Origin of the sequence: Hyphomonas sp., from assembly GCF_018402285.1 — a bacterium.
Taxonomy (GTDB): Bacteria; Pseudomonadota; Alphaproteobacteria; order Caulobacterales; family Hyphomonadaceae; genus Hyphomonas.
Genome location: NZ_JAGYJH010000003.1, coordinates 143,801 through 157,622, shown reverse-complemented (window position 1 = coordinate 157,622; position 13,822 = coordinate 143,801). Strand labels below are relative to the sequence as shown.

The 13,822-nt window shown below is 62.7% G+C and carries 19 protein-coding genes; 5 read left to right on the top strand and 14 right to left on the bottom strand.

Annotated elements, in window-relative coordinates:
- Positions 1–17: 17 nt before the first annotated feature.
- Genes arsH through KG722_RS15360 form a run of 9 tightly spaced genes read right to left on the bottom strand, consistent with a single transcriptional unit; the run spans position 18 to position 4,698 of the window.
- Positions 18–740 (bottom strand): arsenical resistance protein ArsH, encoded by a 723-nt coding sequence (gene arsH / locus KG722_RS03180; protein ID WP_213269389.1) that lies wholly within the window; start codon positions 738–740, stop codon positions 18–20.
- Entirely contained in the window at positions 733–1,152 is a 420-nt protein-coding gene (arsC, locus tag KG722_RS03175; RefSeq protein ID WP_213269387.1) for an arsenate reductase (glutaredoxin), read from the bottom strand. Before arsC ends, arsH begins: the two co-directional genes overlap by 8 nt.
- A complete protein-coding gene (locus KG722_RS03170) occupies positions 1,149–1,577 on the bottom strand; it encodes an OsmC family protein (RefSeq protein ID WP_213269385.1) in 429 nt (142 codons plus the stop codon). Before KG722_RS03170 ends, arsC begins: the two co-directional genes overlap by 4 nt.
- A 10-nt stretch (positions 1,578–1,587) precedes the next feature.
- Complete coding sequence (locus tag KG722_RS03165; RefSeq protein WP_213269383.1) at positions 1,588–2,001, bottom strand: arsenate reductase ArsC; 414 nt, start codon at positions 1,999–2,001, stop codon at positions 1,588–1,590.
- Positions 2,002–2,012: 11 nt separating this feature from the next.
- A complete protein-coding gene (arsB, locus tag KG722_RS03160; protein ID WP_213269381.1) occupies positions 2,013–3,038 on the bottom strand; it encodes an ACR3 family arsenite efflux transporter in 1,026 nt (341 codons plus the stop codon).
- A 6-nt stretch (positions 3,039–3,044) separates the two neighbouring features.
- Positions 3,045–3,509: an ArsI/CadI family heavy metal resistance metalloenzyme gene (locus KG722_RS03155; protein ID WP_213269379.1), complete on the bottom strand. Its 465-nt coding sequence runs from the start codon at positions 3,507–3,509 to the stop codon at positions 3,045–3,047.
- 24 nt (positions 3,510–3,533) lie between these two features.
- Positions 3,534–3,887, bottom strand: coding sequence for a metalloregulator ArsR/SmtB family transcription factor (locus KG722_RS03150; RefSeq protein ID WP_213269377.1), 354 nt, complete (start codon positions 3,885–3,887; stop codon positions 3,534–3,536).
- A gap of 45 nt (positions 3,888–3,932) precedes the next feature.
- The gene (locus KG722_RS03145; RefSeq protein ID WP_213269375.1) at positions 3,933–4,544 is read right to left on the bottom strand and encodes a 2OG-Fe(II) oxygenase family protein; all 612 of its coding nucleotides are present in this window, start codon (positions 4,542–4,544) and stop codon (positions 3,933–3,935) included.
- Positions 4,545–4,575: 31 nt separating this feature from the next.
- Complete coding sequence (locus tag KG722_RS15360; protein ID WP_366909974.1) at positions 4,576–4,698, bottom strand: TetR family transcriptional regulator; 123 nt, start codon at positions 4,696–4,698, stop codon at positions 4,576–4,578.
- Between KG722_RS15360 and KG722_RS03135 the strand changes: the two genes are divergently transcribed.
- Positions 4,664–4,834: a hypothetical protein gene (locus tag KG722_RS03135; RefSeq protein ID WP_213269373.1), complete on the top strand. Its 171-nt coding sequence runs from the start codon at positions 4,664–4,666 to the stop codon at positions 4,832–4,834. The genes KG722_RS15360 and KG722_RS03135 overlap by 35 nt on opposite strands.
- Before the next feature lie 129 nt (positions 4,835–4,963).
- On the opposite strand, the gene KG722_RS03130 is transcribed toward KG722_RS03135, so the two are convergent.
- Positions 4,964–5,866 carry a hypothetical protein gene (locus tag KG722_RS03130; RefSeq protein ID WP_300998205.1) on the bottom strand — a complete coding sequence of 301 codons (903 nt, stop codon included), beginning with the start codon at positions 5,864–5,866 and terminating at the stop codon, positions 4,964–4,966.
- A gap of 174 nt (positions 5,867–6,040) precedes the next feature.
- Here KG722_RS03130 and KG722_RS03125 point away from each other — a divergent pair, with 174 nt between their 5' ends.
- The gene (locus tag KG722_RS03125; protein WP_213269372.1) at positions 6,041–6,526 is read left to right on the top strand and encodes an Hsp20 family protein; all 486 of its coding nucleotides are present in this window, start codon (positions 6,041–6,043) and stop codon (positions 6,524–6,526) included.
- Between the two features lie 52 nt (positions 6,527–6,578).
- On the opposite strand, the gene KG722_RS03120 is transcribed toward KG722_RS03125, so the two are convergent.
- From KG722_RS03120 to KG722_RS03105, 4 genes are all read right to left on the bottom strand, one after another.
- Positions 6,579–7,604, bottom strand: coding sequence for a glutathione S-transferase family protein (locus KG722_RS03120; protein WP_213269371.1), 1,026 nt, complete (start codon positions 7,602–7,604; stop codon positions 6,579–6,581).
- Between the two features lie 129 nt (positions 7,605–7,733).
- Complete coding sequence (locus KG722_RS03115; RefSeq protein WP_366909972.1) at positions 7,734–8,183, bottom strand: riboflavin biosynthesis protein RibD; 450 nt, start codon at positions 8,181–8,183, stop codon at positions 7,734–7,736.
- Complete coding sequence (gpmA, locus tag KG722_RS03110) at positions 8,180–8,893, bottom strand: 2,3-diphosphoglycerate-dependent phosphoglycerate mutase (RefSeq protein WP_213269370.1); 714 nt, start codon at positions 8,891–8,893, stop codon at positions 8,180–8,182. The genes KG722_RS03115 and gpmA overlap by 4 nt, the downstream gene beginning before the upstream one ends.
- A 75-nt stretch (positions 8,894–8,968) precedes the next feature.
- On the bottom strand, positions 8,969–10,111 hold the full coding sequence (locus KG722_RS03105; protein WP_213269369.1) for an AGE family epimerase/isomerase: 1,143 nt from the start codon (positions 10,109–10,111) through the stop codon (positions 8,969–8,971).
- Between the two features lie 116 nt (positions 10,112–10,227).
- Here KG722_RS03105 and KG722_RS03100 point away from each other — a divergent pair, with 116 nt between their 5' ends.
- From KG722_RS03100 to KG722_RS03090, 3 genes are all read left to right on the top strand, one after another.
- The gene (locus KG722_RS03100; RefSeq protein ID WP_213269368.1) at positions 10,228–10,827 is read left to right on the top strand and encodes a hypothetical protein; all 600 of its coding nucleotides are present in this window, start codon (positions 10,228–10,230) and stop codon (positions 10,825–10,827) included.
- Between the two features lie 193 nt (positions 10,828–11,020).
- Entirely contained in the window at positions 11,021–13,120 is a 2,100-nt protein-coding gene (locus KG722_RS03095) for a prolyl oligopeptidase family serine peptidase (RefSeq protein WP_300998204.1), read from the top strand.
- A gap of 103 nt (positions 13,121–13,223) precedes the next feature.
- Positions 13,224–13,820: a GNAT family protein gene (locus KG722_RS03090; protein WP_213269366.1), complete on the top strand. Its 597-nt coding sequence runs from the start codon at positions 13,224–13,226 to the stop codon at positions 13,818–13,820.
- Positions 13,821–13,822 lie beyond the last annotated feature (2 nt).

Genomic DNA, 13,822 nt, shown 5'->3' with positions numbered 1-13,822 from the left:
GATCTGTCAGAAGTTGCTTAAATGCTCTTCTGGTTGACCCTCAGAGAGACCTGTGCGGCGCCTTCCTTGCGTTCGGAATACCTGTCGACAAGATAGTCTGCCCGGTCCCGGGTCAGAAGGGTGAACTTAACCAGCTCCTCCATCACATCGACAATGCGGTCGTAATAGGAGGAGGGCCTCATCCGTCCGGCGTCATCGAACTCCAGAAAAGCTTTGGCCACGGATGACTGGTTCGGGATCGTGATCAGCCGCATCCAGCGCCCGAGGATGCGAAGCTGGTTGACGGCATTGAAGCTTTGCGAGCCGCCGCAGACTTGCATTACGGCGAGGGTCTTGCCCTGAGTGGGCCGCACGCCGCCAAGGGCGAGAGGTATCCAGTCGATCTGTGTTTTCATGATCCCGGTCATGGCCCCGTGACGCTCGGGTGAACACCACACCATGCCTTCGGACCAGATCACCAGCTCCCGCAATTCCCGGACTTTCGGATGATCATCCGGTGCCCCGTCCGCGAGCGGCAGGCCTTCAGGATCGAACTGGCGCGTTTCACAGCCGAACCGTCGCAGGATGCGCGCGGCTTCCTCGTTGGCCAGGCGGGAAAAAGAGCGCTCACGCAGCGAACCATGCAGCAGCAGAATGCGCGGGGCATGGCTCGAAAGGGGCGGCGCAAGGAGTGCGTCGCGGCCGATCTCCTGAAAGCTGGTGTCTTCGAGCGCGGGCAGGGACGTGTCAGTATCAGCCAATGCGCAGCCCTTTCTCGTCGATGATCATCTCGCCATCTTCCTTGTAGAGCGGGCCGTGCGGCATCTTTTCCAGGAGGTCCAGAACAAGCTCGCTCGGCCGGCAGAGGCGCACGCCTTTCGGGCTGCAGACGATCGGTCGGTTTACCAGAACCGGATGCTCCAGCATCGCGGCCAGGATTTCTTCATCGCTGACACCCGGTTCAAGCAGGCCCATTTGCTTTGCCGGAGACTTTGTTTCCCGTAGGGCGTCGCGCGGCGTCAGTCCGGCTGCGGCGAACAGGCCCAGCAGCTGCGGCCGGCTCCAGCTTTCTTTCAGATACTCTATCACGACCGGCACTTCGCCGCTCGCCTCAATGATGGCGAGTACATTGCGGGAAGTGCCGCAGTCAGGGTTGTGATGAATGACGATCATTTGGACTCCAGATTGTGACTGTCGGATTTGCGGCGGATTGTGCCCTGGAGGTCGAGCGCGGCGGCAACGGTATTGGAGATTGTTCCGTACTTGCGCACATTCTTGTGCAGCAGGTCGAGGCGTGCGTCGGGTTCGTCGGTATCGACCACCAGGTCATAAGTGACGGACAGCATTTTTGGGGGTGCGTCCTGGCGGGCCCCCTGCAGGGAAACCGATACCCCTCTCAACTGGAAGCCAAGCAGGGGCGTTACGCGCTCTATGCCTTTCAGCATGCAGGCGGCAATGGACGCCAGAAAGAGCTCCGCCGGGTTGAACGCATCCGGCCGGCCAGCAAGATCCGTGTCGAGAATAAGCACAGCGTCCTTGGCCCGCGCCTCACCGCCATGGCTGTCCACGCGGTGGGCGGAAACAGAATATTCCAGCATGTCGTATTTCCTAGTTGAGATGTTCTGCCTCAAACTCTGCGAGCTTGGTGGACATCACGTCCCGGGCCTGCGCAAGGCGCTTGCGCATGTCCTCCGGGGTGAGGGTGGGATCGTCACTTTCCGGGTCATCAATCAGCCAGCGCAGCCGCTTAGTGGTGCCGGGCAGCCAGGGACAGATCTCCTCGGCGCACAGCGTGATCACGAAATCGAAGTCCGCCGCGTTCATGCCATCAACGGATTTGGAAGCGTGTCCGGTGATGTCGATGCCGAGTTCGGACATGGCTTCGATTGAGTAGGGGTTCGGCCGCATCTGAGACGAGCCGCCACTGGCCACGTCGGCCCGTATACCAAATCGGCGCCTCGCCAGGCCTTCCGCCATCTGGCTGCGAGCAGAGTTTGCAACACACAGAAAGAGGATTTTCACCGGTCTCTCCTTTAGTCCTCGGCCGGAAAGGCGGCGCGCGTCCGGTTGGCGAACGCCACCAGCGTCAACATCACCGGCACTTCCACCAGCACGCCCACTACGGTTGCCAGCGCCGCGCCGGAATTGAGCCCAAACAGGCTGATGGCAACCGCAACAGCGAGCTCAAAAAAGTTTGACGTCCCGATCAGAGCGCAGGGCGCGGCCACCTTGTGGGGCACTTTCCACGCCCAAGCTGCCGCATAGGCGATGGCAAAGATGCCATAGGACTGGATGAGGATAGGCACCGCGATCAGCGCGATCACCAGCGGGGACGCAAGGATCGTCTCGCTCTGGAAGCCGAAGAGCAGCACCACAGTGGCCAGAAGTCCGATCACGGACAGAGGCTTTATACTTTGGGTGAATGCGTCAACCGCCCCGGCTCCGCCGCGCCGAATCAGCCAGCTGCGCATCATCACGCCGCCAATCAGCGGGATCACCACATAGAGCAGAACGGAAAGCAGCAGCGTTTCCCAGGGCACGAAGATGTCCGTGACGCCCAGCAGTAGCGCCACGATCGGCGCGAAGGCAAACACCATTACCGCGTCGTTCACGCTCACTTGCACCAGCGTATAGTTCGGGTCGCCCTTCGTCAGCTGCGACCAGACAAACACCATTGCCGTGCACGGCGCAGCCCCCAGAAGGATCAGGCCGGCGATATAGCCCTCCGCGTCCTCTGGCGGGATCAGCCCGGCAAACACATGCCGGAAGAACAACACTCCGAGCAGCGCCATGCTGAATGGCTTGATCAGCCAGTTGACCACAAGCGTGATAATCAGGCCCTTGGGCCGGTCGCCCACGCGGCGCATGGCGGAGAAGTCCACCCCGATCATCATTGGCCAGACCATCGCCCAGATGAGCACGGCCACAGCAAAGTTCACGTTCGCATATTCCAGCGCGGCCAACGCCTGAAACGCGCCCGGCACAAGCAGGCCAAGGCCAATCCCCGCCAGGATGCAGAGACCGACCCAGACCGAAAGATATTTTTCAAACGCCCCCATCGCCCTTTACCCGCAACAACCCGCGGGCACCACTTGCGGGGCAGGTGCTGGAACGGCCAGCGTGGAGGCGAGCCGCCCGTCCGCGACTTCAGGGCCACCTCCGTACACGGCGCTTTCGCCGACCGTATAGAACACTTCCCAGGCAACGCCGGCCGGATCGTTCACCCAGCTCTTTTCGGACTGGGCGTAGCAGCAGACCGTTGCGCCTTCTTCCCGCACTGGCGCATCGGCTTCTTTCAGCCGCGCATACACCTCGGCCAGTTCCTCGCCCGTCTCCGCCTGGATACCCAGATGCTCGACACCAACTGCCGCGCCCCGCGCGCTGATCGCCAGGTTCACCCGCGGATCATCCAGCATCCATTTTGCATAGTCGTCCTTCATCACGCTCGGCGGTGCGGCGAACAGCGTGGAATAGAACGCCACAGACCGTGGAAGATCATCGACAGCGATGTGAACATGCAGGCGTTTCATGGGAGGTCCTTTCTTCCCGGAATCTCAGCAGCAGCGCGACTGCGCCGCCTCGAGCACAGGCGCGCAGATCTCGCTGCGTCCCTGGCAGCAATCCTCCATCAGGAACACGATCAGTCTGCTGATGGCCTCATACTGGGCTTTGTAGATGATGGAGCGGCCCTGCCGCGTGCCCTCGATAAGGCCGGCATTCGAGAGCAGCGTCAGCTGCGCCGAAAGCGTATTGGGCGGCACACCGAGCGCGGCGGCAATCTCCCCGGCGGGCAGACCGTCAGGCCCGGCCTTGATCAGTAGCCGGAACAGCGCCAGCCGGTTTTCCTGGGCCAGCGCCGAGAGTTGCGACAATGCAGCCGATTGAGAGAGAGCGGTTTTCAATTCCATATTTCCAATAGTTGTTGAAATATAGAATTAGTCAAGGCGTAAAAATCAGCCCGTCCGCTTAAGGGCGTAATTGAAGCTCACCGAGATGCGCGCCTCCTCGGTCTGGCTGGGCATCACCTCATGCCGCAACCAGCTTTCCCAGAGCAGGCAGTGGTCCTCGCGTGGCTGCAAATAAACAAACCGCCGTGCCTCCTCCGGCGCGTCCGCCAGCAGTTGCGGCGCTGCCATCATCATGGGAAGGCGCGGGTCCTCAAACTTGATGCGGCCCGACCCTTCCGGAACCGCTACATAATAAGTGCCCGAGATCACACTACCGGGATGTATGTGCCCCGAATGGTGTCCCCCTTCGCCCAGGATGTTCACCCAGATCGCGTCCAGGCTGAGGGAAAGCCCCTCCATGTCCCAGTGATGGTCCTTGGCAAATTTCCCAGCTGCCTTGTCGAGATGCTTCTTCAGTTCGGCGAATTCGGGAAAGCGCTGGGGCAGGTCGTCGAGCGAGGCATACGAGGTATACCCGTCATAGCCCTCCGCCTCGCACCAAGCGTTCCCCGCCGCGTCGTCGGCTGCCAGCGACCAGGTACACCGCTCCAGCCCCTCGCGCAGGGCAGGGGCGCCAATCGGCAATTCTTCGATCCGGGTCGCAAACAGTATACGCATAGTGCAGGGCTCCTGAAGGCTCCTGGCGCCCTTACAGAGACTTTGCCAGCGCTTCAAGCTGATCGGCCGCCGCTACCGCCCGCTCTTCCTTGCTCCTGCAGTGATGAAAGAACGCCCCCTTGGAAACCCCTGCCGAAGCGCAGATCTCGTCCACACTCGTCGCGCTTAAGCTGTTCTCCCGGACCAGCCTGAAAGCAGCCTACATGAGATTGTCGCGGCTCTGCGGATTTGCCGTGCGGGCCATGGCAGCCTTGCCTCTTGAAGATAAATATACCAGCCGGTCGGTATAGTCTAAAGCCTGTTTCTGGCAGATTGGGCTTTTGGGGCCCTGGTGGAGTTTTCGCAGCGCTTATCCCCCAAAGAAAAAAGCCCGCCGCGGGAGTCCGGGCGGGCTTTTGACGGGTCGCGGGAAGGGGCCTTTATTCCGGCTTGCGAAATTTCAGGGTCATCCGGTCGCTCTCGCCGATGGCAGCGTATTTGGCCGCGTCAAAGCCTTCGATAGTCGTTCCGTCGCGGGCCGAAGTCGCACTGTTGGGCGGCAGGGTCCACACGCCGAAGGGGTGGTCGGCGGTGTCAGCCGGGTTGGCGTTCACTTCGCTGGCTTCCACGAATTCAAACCCGGCCGCCACGGCGAGGCCCTTCACGAAGTCCTCATGCACATAGCCGCTGGCGGCGGTCGGGTCCTGCATGGCTGTGGACGGCAGGCGGTGTTCCACCACGCCGAGCACGCCGCCGGGCTTGAGCGCGGCATAGGCGTCGGTGAAGAATTTTTCAGTGTAGCCGCCCGACATCCAGTTATGGATGTTGCGGAAGGTGAGCACCGCGTCAGCCGTGCCAGCCTCGGTCAACGGACCGGAAACGGCAGAAAACGCTGAATATTCAATGGTTCCGAAGCGCGGGTCAGCATAGGAATTCTTGAATTCCTGGATCCGGCCTTCCACCTGAGCACGCCGCTCGGGGTCTTCCACCGAGGCCGGGTCAAAACCCGCTGCCACCAGCGTGCCGCCGCCCGAGGCGAGCCAGGGGGCGAGGATGTTGGTGTACCAGCCGCCGCCCGGCCAGATCTCGACCACCTTGTCATTGGCCTCGATGCCGAAGAATTCCAGCGTTTCGGCCGGATTGCGCCAGGCGTCGCGGGCTTTTTCCTCGGCCGAGCGCAGGTCGGCATTGACTATATCGGCCAGGGTGACCGCGGGCGCGGCCTCGGTTGCGGCCGCTTCCGTTGCGGCGTCAGCAGGAGCCGCGGCGGGGGCAGGGGTCTCCTGCGCGCAGGCGGCAAGGATCAGGGCCGAAGCGGCCATCAGCATCAGGTGTCTCATCATATGTCTCCATCCCAGGGTACTTGATACCCCTCCTACGCTACCCAAATAGGTTTTGTCACGGTGCCACCAAGCGGGCCGGGGCCGGAAGAAGTGCCAGCGCCACACGACCGGGCTGGGGTCTCGCTTCCCTTCCGAAAAACTCCAACCACAGTTGCTTTTGAGAGGACTGTCCAAATGAGCAATATCGATCTTACCCCCCTTTATCGGACCATGGTCGGCTTTGACCGTCTCGCCGGCATGATCGATCAGGCGTCCCGCCTCGACGGGACGCAGGGCTATCCCCCCTATAATATCGAGCGTGTCGACGAAAACGCCTTCGCCATCGAGATCGCCGTCGCCGGGTTTACCGAGGCCGACATCGAGATCGAAACCAAGGAAGGCCTCCTCACGGTCGCCGGCAAGAAAGGCGAATCCGAGGATGGCGATGGCCGCAATTTCCTTCATCGCGGCATTGCCCAGCGCAGCTTCATCCGGCGCTTCCAGCTGGCCGATCACGTTCTCGTGACCGGGGCAAATCTGGAGCATGGGGTGCTGCGCATCGACCTCATCCGCGAAATTCCCGAAGAGAAGAAAGCCCGCAAGATTGAAATCGGCACCGGCCCCCAGACAAAGGGTCCGAAACTGATCGGCAAGAAGTCCGCCACAGACAACGCAGCTTAAGCCAGCTTTAGTGCGTTTGCCGTTAGGCGACGGAACGAAGGCCCCTGCAGCCTCAGGCCGCGGGGGTCTTTTCCTTTGACTTCGGCTCGGCAAAGAAATCAGCGACGCCTGCCTCTTCCATAAAGCCGGTCAGGCCTTCAGCATCGGCTGCGCCGCGAACCTTGTCGCGTAGCTTCTGGAACGAACGGGCCGCATAATTCTGCGTCGACTGCTCGAACACGCCATTGTCCAGGGTCACCGAAAACCGGTGCTTCTGGCGCGACGCGCTCGCGGCGTTGGCGTTCGCCCAGGGCAGGAAGGTGCGCGCAATCTCGGTTGTGAACAGCGGCGCCAGTGTCGGCGCCAGCGCATCCAGCGCCGCAAACGGCCCGCCCGCCTTGGGGTCGGCCATGTTCTCGCACCACGCCACAAGGAAGGGCGCGCGGTCGTTCAGCCAGGCCGCCGGGGTCGGATCGGTCAGCATCTGCTGGAACTGCGCAGCCAACGCAAAGTCCGCCGCCGACGGACGGCCGCCAAACACGAACAGGTGCTCTTTAAGATGCTCGTTCAGGCGCAGCGCAAACCGGCGATAGGAGGCTTCCAGCGTCGGCGCATTGTCTGCCTCGGCGCCAACCAGCGGCAGCCGCGCCAGCATCCGCTCGGCAATCTGCTTGGCCGGTGTCTTGTAGGCGCGGGGCCGCTTGCCGCCATTGATCTGCACCAGCACGCGGATGGAGGCCGCGTCCCGGTCGGGCATCTGGCCCCAGCGCTGCTGGAACATCGCCTTGTTCAGCCACTCGTCGGCATAATCCTCAAGGATCAGCGAGAGGGCTGCGAGCGCGCCGTTTTCCGGCTGGATAGCAGGCTCGGGATGCGCCTTGTCGAGGATCGCCAGGATCTGCGTGGAATCCTGGTTCACCTTGCCTTCGGGCGAAACCAGAAGCGGGACGGTCTGTGTCCGGGCAAGGTCACGGAACTCGGCCTCATTGGCCGCGCAGCGCGCAACCCATTCAAAGTCGAGGCCCTTGTAGTGCAGCGCGGCGCGCACCTTGAACGAATAGGGCGAGGTGTCCGCGCCGAAAAGCCTGTAAACGGCCATCAGAAAAATCTCTCTGGAAGCATGGGGCCTCTCTAGGCAGTTCATTCCCCGCTGCCAAGCACAGTTTGCCGCTGCCGCTGCAGCCCGGCTGCAACACGACGACGCTGCTGGACGCGCCAGAGGCCCCGCTCAGTGCTTGCTGCCGGCGGCGAAAAACCAGCGATAGAGCCGCGCGCCCATGCGCTGGCCGAGACCGGTCTCCACGCGCACGCCGGCCGCGCGCAGCACGGCGAGCCCGTCGCGCGCCGTAGGGTGGGGGTCTTCAATCGCGACCACCACACGTGCGATCCCGGCGTTAACGAGCTTGCTGGAACAGGACTGCGCGCCGCTCGTGCGTTCCCGGCAGGGCTCGAGGGTCACATAGGCCGTTCCTCCTTTCGCCTTTCTGGCGGCCTCTTCCAGCGCAACTTCCTCGGCATGCGGGCGCCCGCCGATGCCGGTCACTCCGGCGCCAACAACATGACCATCCGCATCCAGAAGGATACAGCCGACAGAAGGATTCTCCCCGGTGAGGCCCTGATTGAGCCGGGCGAGCTGGAAAGCCCGTCCCATCATCCGGCGGTCACGGCGTTTGCTCACGGCAGGTCGGGAAGCGGCTGGGACCGACTCTCGTCGAGATAGCGCACGGAGACCGGCTTGAGATTATGGTCGAGCTCGATCAGCAGTGGATTGCCGGTCGGGATCTCCACGCCCGTGATCTTTTCGTCGGGCACTCTGAAAAGATGCTTTACCAGCGCGCGCAGCGAGTTGCCATGGGCGGCGATCAGCGTGTCCTTGCCCGCGATCAGTTCCGGCGCAATCCGCTGTTCCCAATAGGGCAGCACACGCTCAAGCGTCGTCTTCAGGCTTTCCGTGTCCGGAATATCGATGCCGCGATAGCGCGTGTCGTTTGATAGGTCATAGGTGCTGCCAACTTCAAGTGGCGGAGGCGGGATGTCATAGCTGCGCCGCCAGACACGCACCTGCTCCTCGCCATGCTTTGCCGCCGTCTCTGCCTTGTCGAGCCCGGTGAGGCCGCCATAGTGGCGCTCATTGAGGTGCCAGTCCTTTTCGACCGGCAACCAGGCGCGCCTCATTTCGGTCAGCGCAAGCCAGAGCGTGCGAATGGCGCGGGTCTGGACGCTGGTGAAGCCAACGCGGAAATCAGCGTCGACCGCGGCGAGCATCTGCCCGGCCTTTCGGGCTTCGGCTTCACCTTTCTCAGTCAGGTCAGCGTCCCACCAGCCGGTGAAGCGGTTTTCAAGGTTCCAGGCGGACTGGCCGTGCCGGATCAGGGCGAGCTTGGTCATGGCATTCCTCAGTTTGGGTCAGCCGGGCCCGGCTGATCGGGTGTTGGGCTCTCTTCCCCGCAAATCCCGGCAATTTCAAGCGTTCATCACGCGGATCAGCTCTGCAAAGGCGAGAACCACATGATAGCCCGTAGAGGCGGGCATGTTGCCCGAAAGCACCGCGCCATCGGCGCCGAAATGATCGATCCAGCCGCCGTCTTCGGTCAGGTATTCGTCCATCAGCACGTCAAAGCTGCGGCAGGCGGCTTCGGCGAAGCGCTCGTCCCGGCGGGTTTCATACATTGCCAGATGGGCTTTGAGCGCCTCTGTCTGCGGCCATGTCCGGCGCGAGGCATCGATCGGCGCGCCGCCCCGGGCGGCAGACTGGATCGCGCGCCCGTCTACATCCAGCGTCGTCAGGGCAAAGGTATAAAGCCGTTGAGCGGCCGGAGAGACCGGCTCTCCGCGCAGGCGCGCATAGGCATGCAGAAGCCATACCCATTCAAACTGGTGGCCAGGCTCGACGATGCGCCCTGCGTCCCCGGGCAGGGGCGACCAGTCGGGCGCAAAGAACTCGCCGAGCAAACCGTTTTCACCGGCCGTGAACCGGGTCTCGAACAGCGCCACCAATTCCTGCGCCCGCGCCATATGCCCGCCGCCGGGCTGGACTGCATGCAGCGCAAGGCAGGCTTCCAGGAGGTGCATGTGGGGGTTCTGTTGCCGCTGAGCGGGCCGGGGAAGCGTCTCGGCATAGCCGCCATGAATGCTATCGCGCGCCGCCCGGTCGAGGGCTGCCAGAATGGCACCCGCTGTCGCCAGCGCCGGTTCGGCCGGGCCGGGGCCACGGGCGGCTTCAGACAGACCGAGCAGGGTGAAAGCCGTATCGTAAAGATCGAAGACCGGTTCGGCGAGGTTGCCCGTTTCGGTGGAGAGCAGTCGTCCGGCCAGCCCCTGTTGATTTAGAGCTGGCCCGGCGAGGGTCGCGACCCCGGCGGTCACCAGCCGGGCGGCCGTGTCGCGTTTCCATCCGAGGCGCCAGGCTTCGGCAAAGACATAAGTCTGCCGTGCCTGCACCCGCACGCGGGTTGTGTCAGAGGGCGCCTCGTCCAGCGACATGGTCAGGGCTTCGGGAAAGAGGCCCGAGGCGTTTACGCCGTGAGCAGCCCAGAGCGGGAAACAGCTGTCGAGCAGCCAGAGCCTGGCTTCCCGGGCGCGCCGCTGAAGGGCCAATACCGACATTCGTCCTTGCCTCCTGCGGTTTCGTCCGCTGCAATTGGCTCGCCAATCTACGGGTCCACCTGCTAACAGGAGCCTGACAGATTGGCCAGCGCCGGGCAGGCAACGCAGGAGCGCCGATGCGCGACAAGTATTTCTTTCCCCTTGCGGTGCTCTTGACCGTGATGATGGTCTTCCTGGCGATCCAGCCAGGCATTGGCCGTCTACCCGATGGCGCTGTCGCCGGGGACGGGCTCAATTACGACCGGATCGAGATCGCGGGCCCCTATCTCAACAAGGCCATCTCGGGCGGAGACGCGCGGGTCCAGCTGATCCGGGACGAGCGGACCTACTATCTTTATGTCGAAGCCGATCTGGACGCGCTGGCAGCGTCGCCGGAACTGGGCCCGCATTTCCGGCTGGCGCCGGATATCGAGGCGCAGTTTGCCGGCCGCCGCATCCGGGTAACGGCGCGTGTGCGCCCGGCTGACACCCGCGGCGCCGAACAGGTGGAGCTGAATTACTCGACCGGCCGGGCAGGGGATTCAGGTTGGCAGGTGCTCAATCTGCAGCCGGGCTTTTCCGAGGTGAGCTTCGAGTATGACGTGCCCCCGCTCCAGGGTGAGCAGGGCGTCGACTATATCGCTTTCCGCCCTCTTGTGCCGGACAAGTCTCGCGCCCTAATTGTGGAGCAGATTGTGCTTGAACGATTGCCCGCCGCCGAAGCGACCGGCAGCTGAACGGTGCGTCATTGCGCGCATTGATTCTGGCAGGGATCAACGTTCTGGTTTCCTCGCGCATGGGAGAAACTTTTATCCGGCCACTCACCCTTCCCCTGAAACCTTTACTGGAGACAAGATGCGCACTCTTTTTGCGTCGCTGAGTGCCCTGCTTATCACAGCCTGCGCGACAGGCACCCCACCGGAGACGAATTTGCCCCCCGACACGCCCGCCGATACCAAAACCACTGCGTTGGATGAAGCGTCCCATCTCTGGCTGGAGGAAGTCGAAGGCGAAGCCGCACTTGCCTGGGTGACCGCTCAGAATGATCGCACCCTCGCCGAACTTCAGGCCGACCCCCGCTACAGCGCCTATGAATCAAGCGCGCTGGAAGTCCTGAACTCGTCAGAACGTATTCCATACGGCGCAGTACGCGACGGTTATGTCTATAATTTCTGGCAGGATGAGACACATGTCCGCGGCCTCTGGCGCCGCACCCCGCTCGCCGGCTACGCGGCCGACGTCCCCGAATGGGAAACCATCCTCGATGTCGACAAGCTGGCTGCCGAGGAAGGCGCCAACTGGGTCTACAAGGGCGCCGACTGCCGCCGCCCGGACGAAGGCAGTGAGTGGCGCTGTCTCGTGTCCCTTTCAGATGGCGGCAAGGACGCGGTCATCATCCGTGAGTTCAGCCTCGCCACCAAATCCTTCGTCGATGGCGGCTTCGTCACCACTGAAGCCAAGCAGGGCCTCGCCTGGGCCGGCACGGACACCCTGCTGATCGCCACCGACTGGGGCGCAGGCACGCTCACCCAATCGGGCTATCCTTTCATCGTCAAACGCTGGCAGCGCGGTACACCGGTTGGGCAGGCCGAAGAACTTATCCGCGGCAAAGAAACCGATGTCGGCGTCTGGCCAATGGCGGTCCGCCTTGAAGATGGCCGCGTCCTGCAGGGCGCCGTCCAGGCGGAGACTTTCTTCACCTCGAAATACTTCTGGTTCCCGGAAGGTGAAACCGAAGCAGTGCAGTGGCCGCTGCCGCCGAAGGTTTCCATGAACGGCATCTACAAGGGCCAGTTCCTCTTCACCACCGAGCAGGACTGGTCGCCTGAAGGCCAGGGCTCATTCAAGGCCGGCGACCTGCTGGCGTTTGACCTCGAGATGTTCCTTGAAAACCGCACCCTGCCACCGCTCACGCTTGCCTTCCGCCCATCGGAAACCCAGGCGGTCAATGGCGTTGCCATCGCCAAGGGCGCCGCGCTTCTCTCGATCAATGAAAATGTCGCCGGCAAGGTGCTCCGCATCGAACCGTCCGAGGCCGGATGGACGACGAGCCCGGTCAATCTGCCCGGCACCGGCCAGGTCGGCATTACCTTTTCTGACAGCCAGGAAACAACCGTTTTCCTGAACTATGAGGACTTCCTTACCCCGGATTCGCTCCTCAATTATGATGTGACGACGGGCGACGTGACGCGCCTCAAATCCCTTCCGGCCAAGTTCGATGCCGAAGGCCTCAAGGTCGAGCAGTTCTTCGCCACCTCGAAAGACGGCACGAAGGTGCCCTACTTCATCGTCCACAAGGCCGACATGCCGCTGGACGGATCAACCCCAACGCTCCTCTACGGCTATGGTGGTTTCCAGGTTTCCTACGGCCCGACTTACAGCCCGGTCACCGGCCGGCTCTGGCTGGAACAGGGCGGAGCGTATGTCCTGGCCAACATCCGGGGCGGGGGCGAGTTCGGCCCCAACTGGCACCAGGCGGGCCTGAAGCAGAAGCGCCAGGTAATCTATGATGACTTCATCGCCGTCGGCGAAGACCTTGTGTCCCGCGGTATCACTTCGCCCGAGCATCTCGGCATCATGGGCGGCTCCAATGGCGGCCTCCTGATGGGCGTCATGCTCAACCAGCGCCCGGATCTCTGGAACGCGGTCGTGGTGCAGGTGCCCCTGCTCGATATGCTGCGCTACCACCTGCTCCTGGCAGGCGCCTCCTGGGTCGATGAATACGGATCACCCGATGTGCCGGAAGAGCGCGCCTTCCTCGAGACCATCTCGCCCTACCAGAACTTCGATGCGTCCAAGCCCTATCCCACGCCCTTCTTCGTCACCTCGACGAAGGATGACCGGGTCCATCCGGGCCATGCCCGCAAGATGGCCAAGCGCTTCGAGGAGGCGGGCCTGCCCTTTTACTATTTCGAGAACATGGACGGTGGCCATGCAGCCGCCGCTGACCAGACGGCGCGCGCCAAGCGCTCCGCCCTCGAATATACCTATCTCTCCCGTCAGCTATTCCCGAAACCGGCTGAAGAATAACGGCGGCGGCCACTGCGCCGCTCCCGCAGATATGAGGATCGGCCGGCTTTGCTGGCCGGTCCTTTCTTTTGCCGGGGCGTCCCACCTGTGGCATAATCTGTCAATGAAGCTCGATGCGCCCGGTTTAGAGGTGGCAAACGTGCGCCTCGACCGTGTGAACGAGGTGCACCGGGAAATCCTTGCGACTTCCGGCGCCATCGAAGCGATGTGGAACTGGATGCCGCTGATGGACACAGGCACCAGCTTCAACGCCTATTTCGACCAGACCCTGCAGGAAGCCCGCGAAGGCCGGATGGTGCCCTTCGCCATCACGCGCCTGTCGGACGGAATGTTCTGCGGCGTGGTAACCTTCATGAACATTGTTCGCCTCCACCGGCGCCTGCGGATTGGTTACCGGTGGCATCCTGAGGATTTGCGCGGGGGGCTGGAATCTGCTGCCACCTCGCTTGCGCTGATGCAGCGGGCCCGTGACTGCCGGTTCCAGAGGATAGAGTTTCTGGTAAATGTGGCCAATCAGGATGCCATCGCGGCGGTTGAGCGGTTCGGCGCGGCGCGGGAAGGGGTGCTGCGCCACTATATGCGCACGGCCAATGGCCTCTGGGCCGATGTGGCCGCGTTCTCGCTGATTGGCCAGGAAATCGACCGCACGATCGACAGCCTGCACCAGCATGTGGACGCCCTGGCGGCCGCTCAGGCTTGACC

What these genes read in the sequence shown, in the direction of transcription:
- arsC (WP_213269387.1), bottom strand. Translation starts at nt 1,152, where the DNA reads ATGATCGTCATTCATCACAACCCTGACTGCGGCACTTCCCGCAATGTA.
- KG722_RS03170 (WP_213269385.1), bottom strand. Translation starts at nt 1,577, where the DNA reads ATGCTGGAATATTCTGTTTCCGCCCACCGCGTGGACAGCCATGGCGGT.
- arsB (WP_213269381.1), bottom strand. Translation starts at nt 3,038, where the DNA reads ATGGGGGCGTTTGAAAAATATCTTTCGGTCTGGGTCGGTCTCTGCATC.
- KG722_RS03155 (WP_213269379.1), bottom strand. Translation starts at nt 3,509, where the DNA reads ATGAAACGCCTGCATGTTCACATCGCTGTCGATGATCTTCCACGGTCT.
- KG722_RS03150 (WP_213269377.1), bottom strand. Translation starts at nt 3,887, where the DNA reads ATGGAATTGAAAACCGCTCTCTCTCAATCGGCTGCATTGTCGCAACTC.
- KG722_RS03145 (WP_213269375.1), bottom strand. Translation starts at nt 4,544, where the DNA reads ATGCGTATACTGTTTGCGACCCGGATCGAAGAATTGCCGATTGGCGCC.
- KG722_RS03130 (WP_300998205.1), bottom strand. Translation starts at nt 5,866, where the DNA reads ATGATGAGACACCTGATGCTGATGGCCGCTTCGGCCCTGATCCTTGCC.
- KG722_RS03125 (WP_213269372.1), top strand. Translation starts at nt 6,041, where the DNA reads ATGAGCAATATCGATCTTACCCCCCTTTATCGGACCATGGTCGGCTTT.
- KG722_RS03120 (WP_213269371.1), bottom strand. Translation starts at nt 7,604, where the DNA reads ATGGCCGTTTACAGGCTTTTCGGCGCGGACACCTCGCCCTATTCGTTC.
- gpmA (WP_213269370.1), bottom strand. Translation starts at nt 8,893, where the DNA reads ATGACCAAGCTCGCCCTGATCCGGCACGGCCAGTCCGCCTGGAACCTT.
- KG722_RS03105 (WP_213269369.1), bottom strand. Translation starts at nt 10,111, where the DNA reads ATGTCGGTATTGGCCCTTCAGCGGCGCGCCCGGGAAGCCAGGCTCTGG.
- KG722_RS03100 (WP_213269368.1), top strand. Translation starts at nt 10,228, where the DNA reads ATGCGCGACAAGTATTTCTTTCCCCTTGCGGTGCTCTTGACCGTGATG.
- KG722_RS03090 (WP_213269366.1), top strand. Translation starts at nt 13,224, where the DNA reads ATGAAGCTCGATGCGCCCGGTTTAGAGGTGGCAAACGTGCGCCTCGAC.